This window comes from Niveibacterium terrae (assembly GCF_048213115.1).
GTDB classification, from domain to species: domain Bacteria; phylum Pseudomonadota; class Gammaproteobacteria; order Burkholderiales; family Rhodocyclaceae; genus Niveibacterium; species Niveibacterium terrae.
The window spans coordinates 2150206-2165346 of record NZ_CP172404.1 but is presented as its reverse complement, the minus strand read 5'-3'; the positions used below and the strand labels follow the sequence as shown (position 1 = coordinate 2165346).

Annotated in this window: 13 protein-coding genes; 11 read left to right on the top strand and 2 right to left on the bottom strand. The window is 63.5% G+C overall.

What is annotated here, in order from left to right:
* Nucleotides 1–72 precede the first annotated feature (72 nt).
* A complete protein-coding gene (locus ACHFB9_RS10005; protein ID WP_417066848.1) occupies nt 73–3051 on the top strand; it encodes an EAL and GGDEF domain-containing protein in 2979 nt (992 codons plus the stop codon).
* Nucleotides 3052–3191: 140 nt separating this feature from the next.
* Here ACHFB9_RS10005 and draG read toward each other — a convergent pair whose 3' ends face one another.
* Together draG and ACHFB9_RS09995 are read right to left on the bottom strand one after the other, a co-directional pair.
* Nucleotides 3192–4097, bottom strand: a complete 906-nt coding sequence (draG, locus tag ACHFB9_RS10000) for an ADP-ribosyl-[dinitrogen reductase] hydrolase (RefSeq protein WP_417066847.1) — start codon at nt 4095–4097, stop codon at nt 3192–3194.
* Nucleotides 4090–4917, bottom strand: a complete 828-nt coding sequence (locus tag ACHFB9_RS09995; RefSeq protein ID WP_417066846.1) for an NAD(+)--dinitrogen-reductase ADP-D-ribosyltransferase — start codon at nt 4915–4917, stop codon at nt 4090–4092. Before ACHFB9_RS09995 ends, draG begins: the two co-directional genes overlap by 8 nt.
* 425 nt (nt 4918–5342) lie before the next feature.
* Here ACHFB9_RS09995 and nifH point away from each other — a divergent pair, with 425 nt between their 5' ends.
* From nifH to modA, 10 genes are all read left to right on the top strand, one after another.
* Nucleotides 5343–6218 carry a nitrogenase iron protein gene (gene nifH, locus ACHFB9_RS09990; protein WP_417066845.1) on the top strand — a complete coding sequence of 292 codons (876 nt, stop codon included), beginning with the start codon at nt 5343–5345 and terminating at the stop codon, nt 6216–6218.
* A gap of 58 nt (nt 6219–6276) precedes the next feature.
* Nucleotides 6277–7722, top strand: a complete 1446-nt coding sequence (gene nifD / locus ACHFB9_RS09985) for a nitrogenase molybdenum-iron protein alpha chain (RefSeq protein WP_417066843.1) — start codon at nt 6277–6279, stop codon at nt 7720–7722.
* A 61-nt stretch (nt 7723–7783) separates the two neighbouring features.
* Complete coding sequence (gene nifK, locus ACHFB9_RS09980; RefSeq protein WP_417066841.1) at nt 7784–9334, top strand: nitrogenase molybdenum-iron protein subunit beta; 1551 nt, start codon at nt 7784–7786, stop codon at nt 9332–9334.
* A gap of 254 nt (nt 9335–9588) precedes the next feature.
* A complete protein-coding gene (gene nifE / locus ACHFB9_RS09975; protein WP_417066840.1) occupies nt 9589–11001 on the top strand; it encodes a nitrogenase iron-molybdenum cofactor biosynthesis protein NifE in 1413 nt (470 codons plus the stop codon).
* The gene (gene nifN / locus ACHFB9_RS09970; protein ID WP_417066838.1) at nt 11001–12413 is read left to right on the top strand and encodes a nitrogenase iron-molybdenum cofactor biosynthesis protein NifN; all 1413 of its coding nucleotides are present in this window, start codon (nt 11001–11003) and stop codon (nt 12411–12413) included. The genes nifE and nifN overlap by 1 nt, the downstream gene beginning before the upstream one ends.
* The gene (gene nifX / locus ACHFB9_RS09965; RefSeq protein ID WP_417066837.1) at nt 12410–12820 is read left to right on the top strand and encodes a nitrogen fixation protein NifX; all 411 of its coding nucleotides are present in this window, start codon (nt 12410–12412) and stop codon (nt 12818–12820) included. Before nifN ends, nifX begins: the two co-directional genes overlap by 4 nt.
* Nucleotides 12813–13283: a NifX-associated nitrogen fixation protein gene (locus tag ACHFB9_RS09960; protein ID WP_417066835.1), complete on the top strand. Its 471-nt coding sequence runs from the start codon at nt 12813–12815 to the stop codon at nt 13281–13283. Before nifX ends, ACHFB9_RS09960 begins: the two co-directional genes overlap by 8 nt.
* 9 nt (nt 13284–13292) lie before the next feature.
* Entirely contained in the window at nt 13293–13592 is a 300-nt protein-coding gene (gene fdxB / locus ACHFB9_RS09955; protein WP_417066833.1) for a ferredoxin III, nif-specific, read from the top strand.
* 31 nt (nt 13593–13623) lie between these two features.
* Complete coding sequence (locus tag ACHFB9_RS09950) at nt 13624–14223, top strand: nitrogen fixation protein NifQ (protein ID WP_417066831.1); 600 nt, start codon at nt 13624–13626, stop codon at nt 14221–14223.
* A gap of 176 nt (nt 14224–14399) precedes the next feature.
* Complete coding sequence (gene modA, locus ACHFB9_RS09945) at nt 14400–15140, top strand: molybdate ABC transporter substrate-binding protein (protein WP_417066829.1); 741 nt, start codon at nt 14400–14402, stop codon at nt 15138–15140.
* The last annotated feature ends 1 nt before the right edge of the window (nt 15141 follow it).

Here is a 15141-nt window from a genome sequence, read left to right as displayed (position 1 = left end):
GGAGAATGCACGGATTGAGCGACAGCCTAGAATGAGTTCTGGCTGCTTCGCTTTTCCAACCTGGAGGTTGTGATGGCCCGTCTGGCTCGTGACCGCTTCATCGCCGGTGTGACACTGGCTTATGGGGTAGCGGCCTCACTCTGGATCCTGCTCTCCGACCGCTTGATCGAAAGTTTCGCCGATGTCTCGGAAATCGCATGGTTCGCGACGGCCAAGGGCCTTTCCTTCGTCCTGGTGACTTCGGCGCTGCTTTTCCTCGGTTTGCGCAGGGTTCCTGCCGGGGAAGAGGCTCCCGTCGCGCCTTTGCTCGACACGCTGATCGAAAAGCTGCCGTTCAAGCGCGGGTGGGGCCCGCGCCTCGCCTATCTGTTCGCGCTGCTGCTCTCGCTGCTGGTTCAGGGCATCTGTCTGTTGCTGTCCTCCTCATCCGCTTCGCTTCCGCTCTTCGCGCTGATGCTGCTCCCGGTGATCCTGAGCGCGGCGCTGGGCGGGCTGGGACCGGGTTTGCTGGCAACGGCGGTTGCCGGGGTGGGGAGCGAGGCTTTGCTGATCGAGAGCGCTTCCGACGATGCGCTCAGCATGATCCGCCTGGGCTCCCTGGTCATCGACGGTGTGCTGATCAGTGCGCTCAGCGAGCGGCTTCGCCGCGTGCGTTTCCGGGCCGAGGCGGATCGCCAGATGCTCGCGGTGATGCTCGCGAGCATCGGCGATGCGGTCGTCGCGACCGATCGACAGCAGCGCGTCTTCTTTATCAACCGCGAAGCCCAGAGTCTGTGTGGCCTCAGCGAGGAGTCGGCGCGGGGGCGAAGCCTGGACGAAGTCTTTCCGCTGCGAATAGATCCGAAGGAAGATGGCGAGGGTGCTTATTCGGGGCTCTGGCTCGTCCCGGGCGGGGGTGAGAAGATTCCGGTGCAGAGCCGGACCTATCCGATCCGTATGGAGGATGGTCGGGAGATCGGTCAGATCCTGGTCGCTCGTGACGAACGGCTGGTGCTGGAAACCCAGCGGCTGCGCAAACAGGACGAGATGCGCTTCGAGCGCCTGGTCAAACTGGCGCCGCAGGCCCTGTGTTTCGTCGCCGCTGACGGGCGATTCCTCTATGGTAACGACCAGTTTCACGCACTCTTCGGCTATCCCGATACGGAGTTGAGCGTTGTGGGCAGCTGGTGGCTCAGAGCCTACCCCGATCCCGCCTACCGCGAAGCGGCGAAACAGGCCTGGGACGAGGCGTTGGCGTACGCGATGCAGACCGGGACTGCGGTCGGCCCCGTCGAACAGAGGATTCGCTGCGCGGACGGCGAGGACAGGGAGGTCGAGGTCTCGGCGATTCCCATCGATGGTGGTCTGATGACGAGTTTCTACGACCTGACCGAGCGGCACCGCACCGAAAAGGCCTTGCGCGAATCCGAAGAACACCTGGCCCGAGCGGTTGAAGCCTCCGGGGTCGGACTCTGGGAATTCTGGCCTGACACGAACCAGGTTCATCTGAGCGAATCCTTTGCGGCGATGCTCGGCTATACGCTTGCCGAGCTCCAGCCGGTCAGTTCCGACACATGGTTCGCGCTGACCTTGCCAGACGATGCGGGCAAAGCCCATGAAATTGCGATGAGCCACCTCTCTGGCGATCTGCCTGGCGTCGAATGCGAAGTGAGGATGAGGCACAAGGATGGCAATCTCCGCTGGGTGCTGGTGCGGGGCAAGGTTTCCGAACGGATGGCCAACGGCCACCCTGTGCGCGTGTCGGGGACCGCAATCGATGAAACCGAGCATCACCTCGCTGCCGAGCGGATCGCCGAGCTGGCCTATTGCGATGCGCTGACCGGGCTGCCCAATCGCCTGCTTCTCCGGGACCGGGTCGAGCAGGCGATCAGCCATGGCCGGCGCCAGAAAGGCCACTTTGTGATGGCTTTTCTCGATCTGGACGTGTTCAAGATGGTCAACGATTCGCTCGGACACTCGGCCGGAGATTGCCTGCTGCGCGCCGTCGCCGAGCGGCTGCGTAATTTCGTCCGCGCCGAGGATACCGTCGCCCGGCTTGGCGGGGATGAGTTCGTCGTGCTGTTCAGCGAGACGACCGCAGCGAACGCGATCCGGCTGCTTCCCCAACTGCTCGAAGACATCGCTTCGCCTTATGCGATAGAAGGCCACAACCTGACCGTGTCGGCCAGCATCGGAGTCTGTGAATTCCCCAATGATGGAACCGACTACGATGCGCTGGTGCGCGCCGCGGACACCGCGATGTACGAGGCCAAGGCGGCCGGGCGCAATACCTTCCGGTTCTTCAGCGCCGAGATGAATCAGGCCGCGACCGCACGACTGGAACTCGAAGAGTCGCTTCGCCATGCGCTCGCGCATGGCGAGCTGGAGCTGCACTATCCGGCCCAGCGCAATCTGGTCACCGGCGAGGTGACTGGCTATGAAGCCCAGCTCAATTGGCATAGCCCCTTGCTGGGCGACGTTCCCACCGAGCACTTCATGCCGATCGCCGAGGCGACCGGACTGATCAACGAGATCGGGCGCTGGGTCCTGCGCGAGGCCTGTCGCCAGAATCAGCAGTGGATAGAGCAGGGAGTCTCCCGGGTGCCGGTCGCGGTCAATCTGTCGGCGATGCAGCTGCGGCGCGGGGAAATCGAACGCGATGTCTCGACGGCGCTGGAGGAAGCGGGCCTGGCGCCGGAGCTGCTCGAGCTGGAGATCACCGAAGCGCTGCTGGCTGACGCCAGCGAGAAGACGATGCAGCAGCTGCTTTCGCTCAAAGAAATGGGCATCCATCTGGTCGTCGACGACTTTGGTGCCGGTTACTCGAACATCTCCGATCTGAAGCGCTTTCCCGTCGACCGGATCAAGATCTGTCCTTCCTTCGTCAAGGATCTGTCCGCCGACCCCCGCCATCGCGATCTGGCCGCGGCGATTGTCGGCGCGGCGGCAGCGCTGCAGCTGGACGTGCTGGCCGAGGGAGTCGAGACGCCGGAACAGGCGCGGGAACTGCTTGCAATCGGCTGCCAAGTAGGGCAGGACCCCACCCCGGAGCGCGTCGGATTATCCACATAATCTGTGGATAAAGCGGTGAGTCGTTTTGGGGGAAACTTCTCCTGTGCCTGCAGCAGCAAGGTTTGAAACACCTTGCGACGAAAATAAGCAACGCCTTGTCTGCTTTGGCCGGGATGAAAAAGTCAAGCCCCTCAAACTATTTATTTACCCATTGTGAATAGTGCGCTGCGCGCGAGCAGCCGGGGCACCTGATCGTCAATCCGGGCGCGTATCCGCGGGTCGAGCCGGGCGAGCCAGCGTGGAGGCAGCGTCGGCATTCCGCCCCGGGCTCCTGCCAGCATGCCGGCGATCGCGCCGGTCGTATCGGCATCGTCGCCGCAGTTGATCACATCGGTCACACAGGTTTCGAAATCGGGAGTTTGGTGAAAGTGGTGGAGCACGGTCTGCACCGTGTCGACGACGTAGCCGGTCGCGCGCCGGGGCGGGCGGGCGAAGACAAACTTTGGCTCGCGTTCGACCAGGGCCTGGCTGATCTGGCGGGCCCTGCCAAGCGAGGCGCCGAGGATCAGCGCTGCACAGAGCGCGGCTATGCCCTGCGTGGCAAGGTCGGAGAGCGGGTGGTTGTGGGTGAGCCTGGCCTGTTCGAGCGACAGCCGGGCGAGGGCTGCCTCATCGCCGAGAGTCGCGAGAACGACCGGGAGGTTGCGCATCAGCGCGCCGTTTCCGGCGTCGCCGTCGTTGAACGGTGCGACGATTGAGCCTTCGAGCATGTAGCGGCGGATGCCGCGCCGGCAGGTGTGGCCGCAGTCGACGGGGCCGGCCTTCATCCAGGCGAGGAAGTGGTCGGCGACGCTCTTCAGTGACCACTCGGGGTGGGCGAGGATCGCCTCCCCGAGCGCGAGGCTCATCGTCGTGTCGTCGGTGACCTGGCCGGCCTTGAGCCTGAGCCAGCCGCCGCCAATCATCTCGTTGTGCACGCCGTACTGGCTCGCGATCTCGCGCGGCCTCATGAACTCGACGGTCGCGCCCAGCGCGTCGCCGATCGCGAGTCCCAGATAGGCGGCGCGGGCGCGGTCGATGATTCGCTGCCTTTGCTTTTCATCCATAGCGCGCATGAACCCTGTAGCAGCCGCCGATTGCGAGCACTTCGCCTTCGCCGTTGAGCACGCGGTCGCGCAGCAGGCCGGGGAAGAAGAGCAGCTTGACCCGCGGCACTTCGGTCTCCAGCGTCCAGTCGCCGAACTCGCCAGCGCGCTCGGCTGACTGGCTGAACGAGACCAGATTGTTGAGCCTCATCACGCAGTCCCTCTGGCGCAGGCTGCCCTCGACCAGCTGCTCCTCGCAGTTGTTCGTTCCCCGCCACAGCGTCAGCGTCGGCCGGCCGCTTGCGGCGAAGCGGGTCAGACTCCACTGACAGTATTCGAAGAGCACGTCGAGTTGCAGATTGATGCAGTTGTTGTGAAAGCGGCTGTTCATCTTCTCTTCGAGATAGCCGGTCCAGGCTGCGGACGGGAAGCGGTCGAGCGCGCCCTTGTGAAAGATCGGCGGCATTCCGAAGCGGCTCTCGACCCAGCCCTTGAGCACGGCGCCTTGGGCGTTGTTCGCATCGAAGCCCCAGCCCTGCAATAGCTTCAGATAGCTGGTCTTGAAGCGGCGCCGCTCGGCAGGAGAGTCTTCGGCCTGTGGTTTGCCCAGCCCGAACTGCAACTGCATGTAGTGCTCGAACACTTCGGCTGCCTCTTGCTGGCTGGCGCAGAGCGCGAGCAGCCGGAACAGGCCTGGGTGAGTTTCCCGGGTGCCGTGGATCGTGACCGGCTGCGGATGATCGTTGAAGGTGGTCGAGCCGAAGAGCCGGCTCGGCAGGCCGATCAGGTTCGTGCTGTACCAGAGCGAGGGATCGCTCAGACGCTCGGCGGCGGCGCTCATGTGCGTCCTGTCGTCTGCGTATGCAGGCGCTGACCTTCGGGTCTGTTCATGTTCTCCGCCGCTCCTGGCTGCCCTGGCTCAGGCATAGCAAATCGCGTACCCGCCGCGAAGGTCTTGTCTCGCGGGGCGGCCCTGGGGCCTCCCGTCTCATTGTGCACAGGCCTCCGGGCCTTTTGTCGCATTTCCCACATGCTGCGACGACTCTGCCACCAAACCCGGAAAGCCTTGCTGCGTAAAGACAATCCGGCATTTCCCGAGAGATGGCACGCGGATTGCTGAAGCCTGGGCGCACCGGCCATGTCTTGCCGAAAAGACGCTGACCCAGGGAAGCGACATCGAAGGGCTGCATAACGGTGACACGGCAGAACGCGGGCGCCCCAACGGTCCGCAGTGAATCGAACGCTCACTGAACCAGGAGATCGAATATGTCCAAACTTCGTCAAGTCGCCTTCTATGGCAAAGGCGGCATAGGCAAGTCCACAACGTCTCAGAACACCCTCGCGGCGCTCGCCGAGATGGGCCAGAAAATCCTGATCGTCGGCTGCGACCCGAAAGCCGACTCGACCCGTCTGATCCTCCACGCGAAGGCCCAGAACACGGTGCTCTCGCTCGCCGCCGAAGCCGGCTCGGTCGAGGATCTCGAACTCGAAGACGTGATGAAGCTTGGCTATCGCGACATCCGCTGCGTTGAGTCCGGCGGTCCGGAGCCCGGTGTCGGCTGCGCCGGTCGGGGCGTGATCACGTCGATCAACTTCCTTGAAGAGAACGGAGCCTACGAAGGCGTCGATTACGTCTCCTACGACGTGCTCGGCGACGTGGTCTGCGGCGGTTTCGCGATGCCGATTCGCGAGAACAAGGCCCAGGAGATCTACATCGTGATGTCCGGGGAGATGATGGCGATGTATGCGGCCAACAACATCGCCAAGGGCATCTTGAAGTACGCGAATTCGGGTGGCGTTCGCCTGGGGGGGCTTATCTGCAATGAGCGCAAGACCGACAAGGAGTACGAACTCGCCGATGCGCTGGCCAAGAAGCTGGGCACCAAGCTGATCCATTTCGTGCCCCGCGACAACATCGTCCAGCACGCCGAGCTGCGCCGGATGACTGTCCTCGAGTACGACCCCGAATCGAAACAGGCCGGCGAGTACCGGACCCTGGCCCAGAAAATCCACGCCAATGGCGGGCTGGGAACGATTCCGACCCCGATCACGATGGATGAACTCGAAGACCTGTTGATGGAGTTCGGGATCATGAGCAAGGAAGACGCCTCGATCATCGGCAAGGCTGTCAGCGCCGCCTGATCCCCCTGCGCGAGAGGGGGCCGGCCCGGCTCTTCTCGCACTCTCTGGAGAAACCGACATGAGCATTACCGCTGAAGAAACAAAAGCCGAGAACTTGGCCCTGATCGAGGACGTCCTCAGCGTCTACCCCGAGAAAGCCGCCAAGAAGCGGGCCAAGCACTTGAACGTCTACAGCGAGGGCAAGCCCGACTGTGGCGTCAAGTCGAACATCAAGTCCGTGCCCGGCGTGATGACGATACGCGGCTGCGCCTATGCCGGTTCCAAAGGCGTGGTTTGGGGGCCGATCAAGGACATGGCTCATATCTCGCACGGCCCGGTCGGCTGTGGCCAGTACTCTTGGGCGACCCGGCGCAACTACTACAACGGCACGACCGGTGTCGATGCATTTGGCACGATGCAGCTGACCTCCGATTTCCAGGAAAAGGACATCGTCTTCGGTGGTGACAAGAAGCTCGAACAAGTCATCGATGAGCTCGAAGTGCTGTTCCCACTCTCGCAGGGACTCTCAATCCAGTCCGAGTGCCCGATCGGCCTGATCGGCGACGATATCGAAGCGGTCGCCAAGCGCAAGGGCAAGGAACACGGCAAGACCATCGTTCCGGTCCGCTGCGAAGGCTTCCGCGGAGTCTCCCAATCGCTGGGCCACCACATCGCGAACGACCAGATCCGCGACTGGATCTTCGAGAAGGGCGGCGACAAGCACCCCGAGTTCATCGCAACCCCTTACGACGTTGCGATTCTCGGCGACTACAACATCGGCGGTGACGCGTGGGCTTCCCGAATCCTGCTCGAAGAGATGGGGCTGCGCGTGATCGCCCAGTGGTCGGGCGACGGAACTCTGGCCGAGATCGAGAACACGCCGAAAGCAAAGCTCAACCTGCTGCACTGCTACCGCTCGATGAACTACATCGCGCGCCATATGGAAGAGACGAACGGGATTCCGTGGGTCGAGTACAACTTCTTCGGCCCGTCGAAGATCGAAGCCTCGCTGCGCGAGATCGCCAGCCACTTTGACGACACGATCAAGGCCAAGGCCGAGGCGGTAATCGCGAAGTACAAGCCGCTGATGGAGGCAGTGATCGCCAAGTACCGTCCGCGCCTGGAAGGCAAGAAGGTGATGCTCTACGTCGGCGGCCTGCGTCCCCGACACGTGATCGGCGCCTACGAGGATCTGGGCATGGTCGTGGTCGGCACCGGCTATGAATTCGCGCACAACGACGACTATCAGCGCACGACCCACGACATCAAGGACAGCACGCTGATCTACGACGATGCGAGCGCCTATGAACTCGAGAAGTTCGTCGCGCAGATCAAGCCCGACCTGGTCGGTTCGGGGATTAAGGAAAAGTATGTGTTCCAGAAAATGGGCGTGCCTTTCCGCCAGATGCACAGCTGGGACTACTCCGGCCCTTATCACGGCTGCGACGGTTTCGCGATCTTCGCCCGCGACATGGACATGGCGATCAACTCGCCGGTCTGGGGCCTGACCCAGTCGCCCTGGTAAGTCGCCATTCGAGCCAATCAAAACGGGACGGCAGCTCGTCCCGCGACGGAAGGAGTTAAAAATGCCCCAAAGCGCCGAGAAAATCCTCGACCACGAAAAGCTGTTCTGCGAACCCGAATATCAGCAGCTGTTCGCGAACAAGAAAGCCGGCTTCGAATTCAAGCCCGACCCGGAGAAGATCACCCAGACGATCGAGTGGACCAAGGGCTGGGATTACCGCGAGAAGAATTTCGCCCGCGAAGCTCTGGTCATCAACCCGGCCAAGGCCTGTCAGCCGCTCGGCGCAGTCTTCGTCGCGGTCGGCTTCGCGAAGACCCTGCCTTTCGTTCATGGCTCGCAAGGTTGCGTCGCCTACTACCGTTCGCACTTCTCGCGCCACTTCAAAGAACCGACCTCGGCCGTCTCCTCGTCGATGACCGAGGATGCCGCGGTGTTCGGCGGCATGAACAACATGATCGAAGGGCTTGCGAACAGCTACCGGCTGTATCAGCCCGAGATGATCGCCGTGTCGACCACCTGCATGGCCGAGGTGATCGGCGACGACCTCGATTCCTTCATCAAGAATGCGAAGGAGAAAGGCTCCATCCCCGAGGATTTCGACGTTCCCTTCGCGCACACGCCGGCCTTCGTTGGCAGCCACATCACCGGCTATGACAACGCGCTGCTGGGCGTGCTCCAGTACTTCTGGGAGGGCAAGGCCGGCAGGCAGGCCGCTCTGAGCCGCTTGCCCGACGAGTCGATCAACTTCATCGGCGGCTTCGACGGTTTCGTGGTCGGGAACATTCCGGTGATCTGCAAGATCTTTGAGGCCTTCGGTGCCGACTACCGTATCGTTTGCGATCCGTCCGACGCATGGAACACCCCGGCCGACGGCGAGTTCAGGATGTACGACGGCGGCACGACCAAGGCCGAGATCGATGCCGCGCTCAATGCGAAAGCCACGATCAGCTTTCAGGAATACTGTACCGAGAAGACTGCCAAGTACCTGGCCGGCAAGGGGCAGGAAGTCGTCGCGTTGAACTACCCGATCGGCGTCGGCGGCACCGATCGCTTCCTGTCCGAGATCTCGCGGCTGACCGGCAAGCCGGTCCCCGCCGAGCTGATCCGCCAGCGCGGTCAGCTCGTCGATGCGATCACCGACAGCCAGGCCCACCTGCACGGCAAGCGCTACGCGCTCTACGGCGATCCGGACCAGGTTCTGGGGATGACCGCCTTCCTGCTCGAATTGGGCGCCGAGCCGGTGCACATCCTCTCGACGAACGGCAATGAAGCTTGGGCGGACAAGGTCCAGGCCCTGCTCGACGCGAGCCCCTTCGGCAAGGACTGCCACGTTTATCCGAAGAAGGATCTGTGGCACCTGCGCTCGCTGCTCTTCACCGAGCCGGTCGATTTCCTGATCGGCAACTCGCAAGGCAAGTTCCTTGAGCGCGACTGCGCAGTCCCGCTGGTCCGGCTGGGTTTCCCGATCTTCGACCGCCACCACCTGCACCGCTTCCCGACCTGGGGCTATGAAGGAGGGCTGCGCGTTCTGGTCGATCTGCTCGAAGAACACTTCGAAGCGCTCGACGCGAGCACGATGGAGCAGGGCATCTCCTTCGATCTGGTGCGCTGAGCGCCTGCGCGTTTCATTTCTCTCCAACCAGCCTGACCAAGGGCTTCACCGAAAGGTGAAGCCCTTGTTTTATCGCGGTCGCTCGGCCCGACTGGGACGAACGCGACAAAGCCTTGTCGCAAAACGCCCAAACGCACCGCTTCCACGACTGCGTTCGCCGCTCGAGGGCCCGCAGTGAAGGGCGGCGGCGATGCCCGCCGAGCTGGCACCAATCCTGCTGAAGCCTTGCTGCCCCCCCAAGCAACGAGGCTGTCATGGACGCGCGAGTTTCGGCAAGAATCCAGAACGTATTCGACGAGCCTGGCTGCGAACACAATCAGCAAAAGGGCGAACGCGAGAAGAAGAAAGGCTGCGCCCGTCAGCTCTCGCCCGGCGCGGCGGCCGGCGGTTGCGCGTTCGACGGCGCGATGATCGCGCTGCAACCGATCGTTGATGTTGCCCACCTGGTGCATGGTCCGATTCCGTGCGCCGGCCACTCCTGGGACAACCGCAACTCGGCGAGCAGCGGCGCCAAGCTCTATCGGACCGGCTTCACGACAGACATCGGCGAGCTCGACGTGATCTACGGGGGCGAGAAGCGCCTGTTTCGCGCAATCCGCGAGATCATCGAAAAGTACGATCCACCCGCCGTCTTCGTCTATCAGACCTGCGTGACCGCGCTGATCGGCGACGATATCGAAGCGGTCTGCGAACGGGCGAGCGAGCGCTTCGGAAAGCCGGTGATTCCGGTCAATGTCCCCGGCTTCGTCGGCCCGAAAAACCTCGGCAACAAGCTCGGCGCCGAGGCGCTGCTCGACTACGTGGTTGGCCGCGAAGAGCCTGAGCTGACGACGCCCTGCGACATCAACCTGATCGGTGACTACAACGTCTGCGGCGAGCAGTGGCAGATCAAGCCGCTGCTCGAAGCGCTGGGAATCCGCGTGCTGGCAAGCTTTTCGGGCGATGCGCGTTATCGCGACATCGCCTCTAGCCACCGTGCCAGGGCGGCGATGCTGCTCTGTTCGAAGTCGATGATCAACGTCGCGCGCAAGATGGAGGAGCGTTGGGGCATCCCGTTTTTCGAAGGATCCTTCTACGGGATCTCGGATACCTCGAAGAGCCTGCGCGATCTCGCCCGGCTGCTCGTCGCGCGCGGCGCACCGGCCGATCTCGTCCCGCGCACCGAGGCGCTGATCGGCGTCGAGGAGGCCCGCGCGCACGCGCGGCTCGCCGCCTGGCGGGGGCGGCTCTCCGGCCGCAAGGCCTTGCTGATCACCGGCGGGGTCAAGAGCTGGTCGGTCGTCTCGGCGCTGCAGGAGGCGGGGCTTGAAGTGGTCGGCACCAGCGTCAAGAAGTCGACGCCCGAGGACAAGGAGCGAATCCGCGAAATCATGGGCGAGGACGCCCATATGATCGAGAACATGAAGCCGCGCGAGATGCACGCGATGCTCAGCGAAGCGCGTGCGGACATCATGCTCTCGGGGGGGCGTACCCAGTTCGTTGCCTTGAAGGCGAAGATGCCCTGGCTGGACATCAACCAGGAGCGGCACTACGCCTATGCGGGCTACGAGGGAATCGTGAGCCTCGTCCGCGAGATCGACAAGACGATCAACAACCCGGTCTGGGCGGCGGTGCGCATGGCCGCGCCCTGGGATGATCCTGAAGAGATGGCCGGGGAGGGCGAGTGATGGCGAAGCTCGTCGTCGCGGCGAAAGCCTGCACCGTCAATCCGCTGAAGATGGCCGCCCCGCTGGGCGCCTGTTATGCCTTCCTGGGTATGGCGCGCTGTATGCCGTTGATGCACGGCTCCCAGGGCTGCACCTCTTTTGGACTGGTGCTTCTGGTCCGTCACTTCAAGGAGGCGATCCCGCTGCAGACGACCGCGATGAACGAAGTGGCGACCATCCTCGGCGGCATGGACAACATCGAGCAGGCGCTGCTCAACATCAAGCGCAACTCGAACCCGGCGCTGATCGCGTTGGCGACGACCGGGCTGATCGAGACCCGGGGCGAGGATGTCGCTGGCTCGCTGCGCCTGATCGAAGCGCGCCACCGCGACGCGCTGACGGGCACCCGCATCGTCCATGTCTCGACGCCCGACTACATCGGAGCATTCCAGGACGGCTGGGAGAAGGCGGTCACCGCGCTGGTCGAAACCCTGGTCGAACCGCTGGCGCAGACGAAGCCGAAGCAGATCAACGTGTTGCCGGGCTGTCACCTGACGGTCGCAGACATCGAGGAAGTCCGCGAGATCGTCGAAGCCTTCGGTCTCGATCCGATCTTCATTCCCGACCTGTCCGGCTCTCTGGACGGGCACATCCCCGACACATTCACCGCGACGACTCTGGGCGGGACGAGCTTGGAGCGGCTCGCCGCGAGCGCGGCGTCCTGCGCGACGATCGCGATCGGCCGCCATATGCGCGCGCCAGCCCAGGCGCTGGAAGACCGGTCCGGCGTGCCCTTTCGCGTCTTCGACAGCCTCACCGGGCTCGCCGAAGTCGATGCGCTGCTCGCGCACCTGGCGAGGATTTCGGGGCGCAGCGTTCCGGCGAAGTATCGTCGCCAGCGCAGTCAGCTCCAGGACGCGATGCTCGACGCGCACTTTCACATCGGCGGTCGCCGTTTTGCGATCGCGGCCGAGCCCGACCTGCTCCATTCGCTCGCGCGCCTTGCGACCGGGCTGGGGGCCGAGCTCGCGGTCGCGGTGACGACGACGGCCTCGCCTCTGCTCGAAGAACTGCCTTGCGAAGAGGTTCTGATCGGCGACCTCGAGGATTTCGAACGTCTCGCCCGCGAGCGGGACTGCGCGATCCTGCTGACCCATTCGCACGGCCGCCAGGCTGCCGAACGCCTGCGCCTGCCCCTGGTCCGCGTCGGGCTGCCGATGTTCGACCGGGTCGGCGCCGCCCACCGCTTGATGGTTGGCTATCGGGGCACGCGGGAGACCTTGTTCGAATGGGCCAACACGCTGATCGACTGCCTGCACGAGGCCAATCCGCGGACTTGGCCGCTGTCCGATGCGGCGCTCAGTGCCGTTCAGCGCTGTGCGAGCGGCGCTTCCTGTTCTGAAATCCATTCCCCAGAGGGAGTCTCACGATGAAAGTCGCATTCGCCACCCAGGACAGACAGCGCATCGATGCGCACTTCGGCTGGGCTCAACACATTGCGGTCTATGAGATCGACAGCGAGAGCTACCGCTACGTCGAAACCTTCGACTTCGGCGCCGGGCTCGACGAGGACGGCAGCGAGGACAAGCTGATGCCCAAGCTCGCGGCGATCGAAGACGTCGCGATCCTCTATGTCGCCGCGATTGGCGGTTCGGCCGCGGCGCGGGTCGTCGCCAAGAAGATCCATCCGGTCAAGATGAGCGGCGAAGAACCGATCCTCGACGTGCTGGACCGCCTCCAGCTGGTGTTGCGCGGAACGCCTCCACCCTGGCTGCGCAAAGCGCTTCTGAAAGGCGAAGCGCGACGCTTCGACTTCGACGAGGAGGACTGCCATGGGTGAGGCTCTCAGCGACGAGGAAGTCCTGGCGAGTCCCTTCCTGACCGTGCTGATCCAGCAGTGGCGGGCCCAGGACCTCTACGGAAGCTGGGATAAGTTGAGCGATGCCGAACTGCTCTCGCCCTATGTGCTGAGTGCCGAGCAGAGGCGTGAGCTGCCCATTCTCGGCGACCCCGATCCGGAGACGCTGTGGCGTCTGGAACTCTTCTACAACGCAGTCGGCATTCTGATCGAGAAGGCGAGCGGCGTCATGATCAGTCCGATGATCAAGATGCATCACGAAGGCTTTGGTCGCCTCGTGCTGCTCGCCGGCCGCCTGGTCGCCGTCAACAAACCACTGCGCGAAGTGCACCGCTTCGGTTTTCCGTGTTTCGCGAAACTCGACGAGGCGGGCTGTCGTTACGTCGAGGAAGGCCTCTCGATGATCCAACGTTTCAACGATGCCGCCCGTTATGGCCAGGACTGAGGACTTGAGATGAGTGAATTCACCGTGACGCTGCCCAGCGGCGAGATCTGGACCCCGCAATTCATCAGCGCGATCGATCGCGAAAAGTGTATCGGCTGCGCGCGCTGTGCCCGGGTCTGCGCCCGCGACGTGCTGGCCCTGGCCGGGGTCGATGAAGAGGGCGAGCTGATCGCGCTCGACGAGGATGAGGACGAGGAATACGAGAAGAAGGTGATGACGATCGCCAAGGCCCATAACTGCATCGGCTGCGCCGCCTGCGCCCGGGTTTGCTCGAAGAAGTGCCCCTCCCATGCCCCGGCTCGCGTCTGACGAAACTCCTGTGGCCCTCCACGCGGCTTTGATGAAGCTTGCGACGGGGCCGGCTCTGCTGCTCAGCGCGCTGGCTGGTTGTCTGGCTCTGAGCTGGGCCAGGCAGGGCTATTCGGCGCCGCCGGTGCCCGGCCTGTCGGCGGCCCGGATGCGGCGCGCGCTCGAGCGCTTCTTTCCCGGCTACCCAGAGCACTTCGAACTCGACTGGAAGGCCTTGAGCCGCCGGGACGGCGAGCTTCCCGACGATGAGACCGAAGACATCCTCGAACTGCTGATCGACAGTGCGGCGACGGATGACGAGGAGCATCTGCTGCTTGCCCATCTCGTCGCGGCCGGCTGCCGCGGCAGCGCGCACCTCTGGGAAGACATGGGGCTCGCTTCAAGAAGCGAGCTCTCGGCCTTGCTGGCGCACTACTTTCCGGCTCTGGCCGCGCGCAACACCGGGGACATGAAATGGAAGAAGTTCTTCTACAAGCAGCTCTGCGAGCGCGAAGCGATCACGATCTGCCGCGCGCCGAGCTGCCGCGTCTGCCCCGATCACCCCAAGTGTTTCGGACCCGAGGAGGCGAGGGGGGGCGGGCTTTTCGCTGTGCCCGTCGTTGATCTGGCGCGTGGAACACTGACGCCGTGACTGATGGTCTGCGCTGCCGTTTGATGATGCGACCGTGGCCGCGCGTGGGCAAACCGTCGGTGACTGCGCCCCTCAATGTCCCTCGCAGTACATGAATTCCCTGCCGGCTCGGAGCGAGACGACATGCCGTTAGGGGCGGCCATCGACTGACGTCTTTCAATGGAAAAGGATTGACCATGAAGCTGAACCAACTGATCACGCTGTTCGGATTTCTCTGTCTTGCCGAGGCGAGCGCGGCGGAAGTCCATGTCGCGGTCGCCGCGAACTTCGCCGGCCCGATCGAGAAGATCGCCGCGGCTTTCGAACGCGATACCGGCCACAAGCTGAGCGTCGCGGTCGGCTCGACCGGAAAGTTCTATGCGCAGATCCACGCTGGCGCGCCTTTTGAAGTGCTGCTCGCCGCCGACGACGAGACTCCGAAGAAGCTGGTCGGGGAAGGCATCGCGATCGCCGCGAGCGAGTTCACCTATGCGCGGGGCACTCTGGTGTTGTGGAGCGCGAAACCGGGCCTCATCGATGCTCACGGCGCGGTGCTCAAGAACGGCACTTACGCGCATCTGGCGATCTGCAATCCCAAGCTCGCCCCCTATGGGCTCGCCGCCGTCGAAACGATGAAGGCGCTGGGCCTCTATGAGAGTCTGAAACCCAAGCTCGTCGAAGCCGAGAACATCGCCCAGACCTATCAGTTCACCGCGACCGGCAACGCCGAACTGGGTTTCGTCGCGCTCTCCCAGGTGATTCCGCTGGGTAGTAAGACCCACTACTGGGTCGTCCCCGAGAACCTGCACACGCCGATCCAGCAGGACGCGGTGCTGCTCAAGAAGGGCGAGGCGAACCCAGCGGCCGCGGCCTTTCTGAAGTATCTGCGCGGCGAGGCGGCGCGCGCGGTGATCCTCTCCTACGGCTACCGGATCTGAG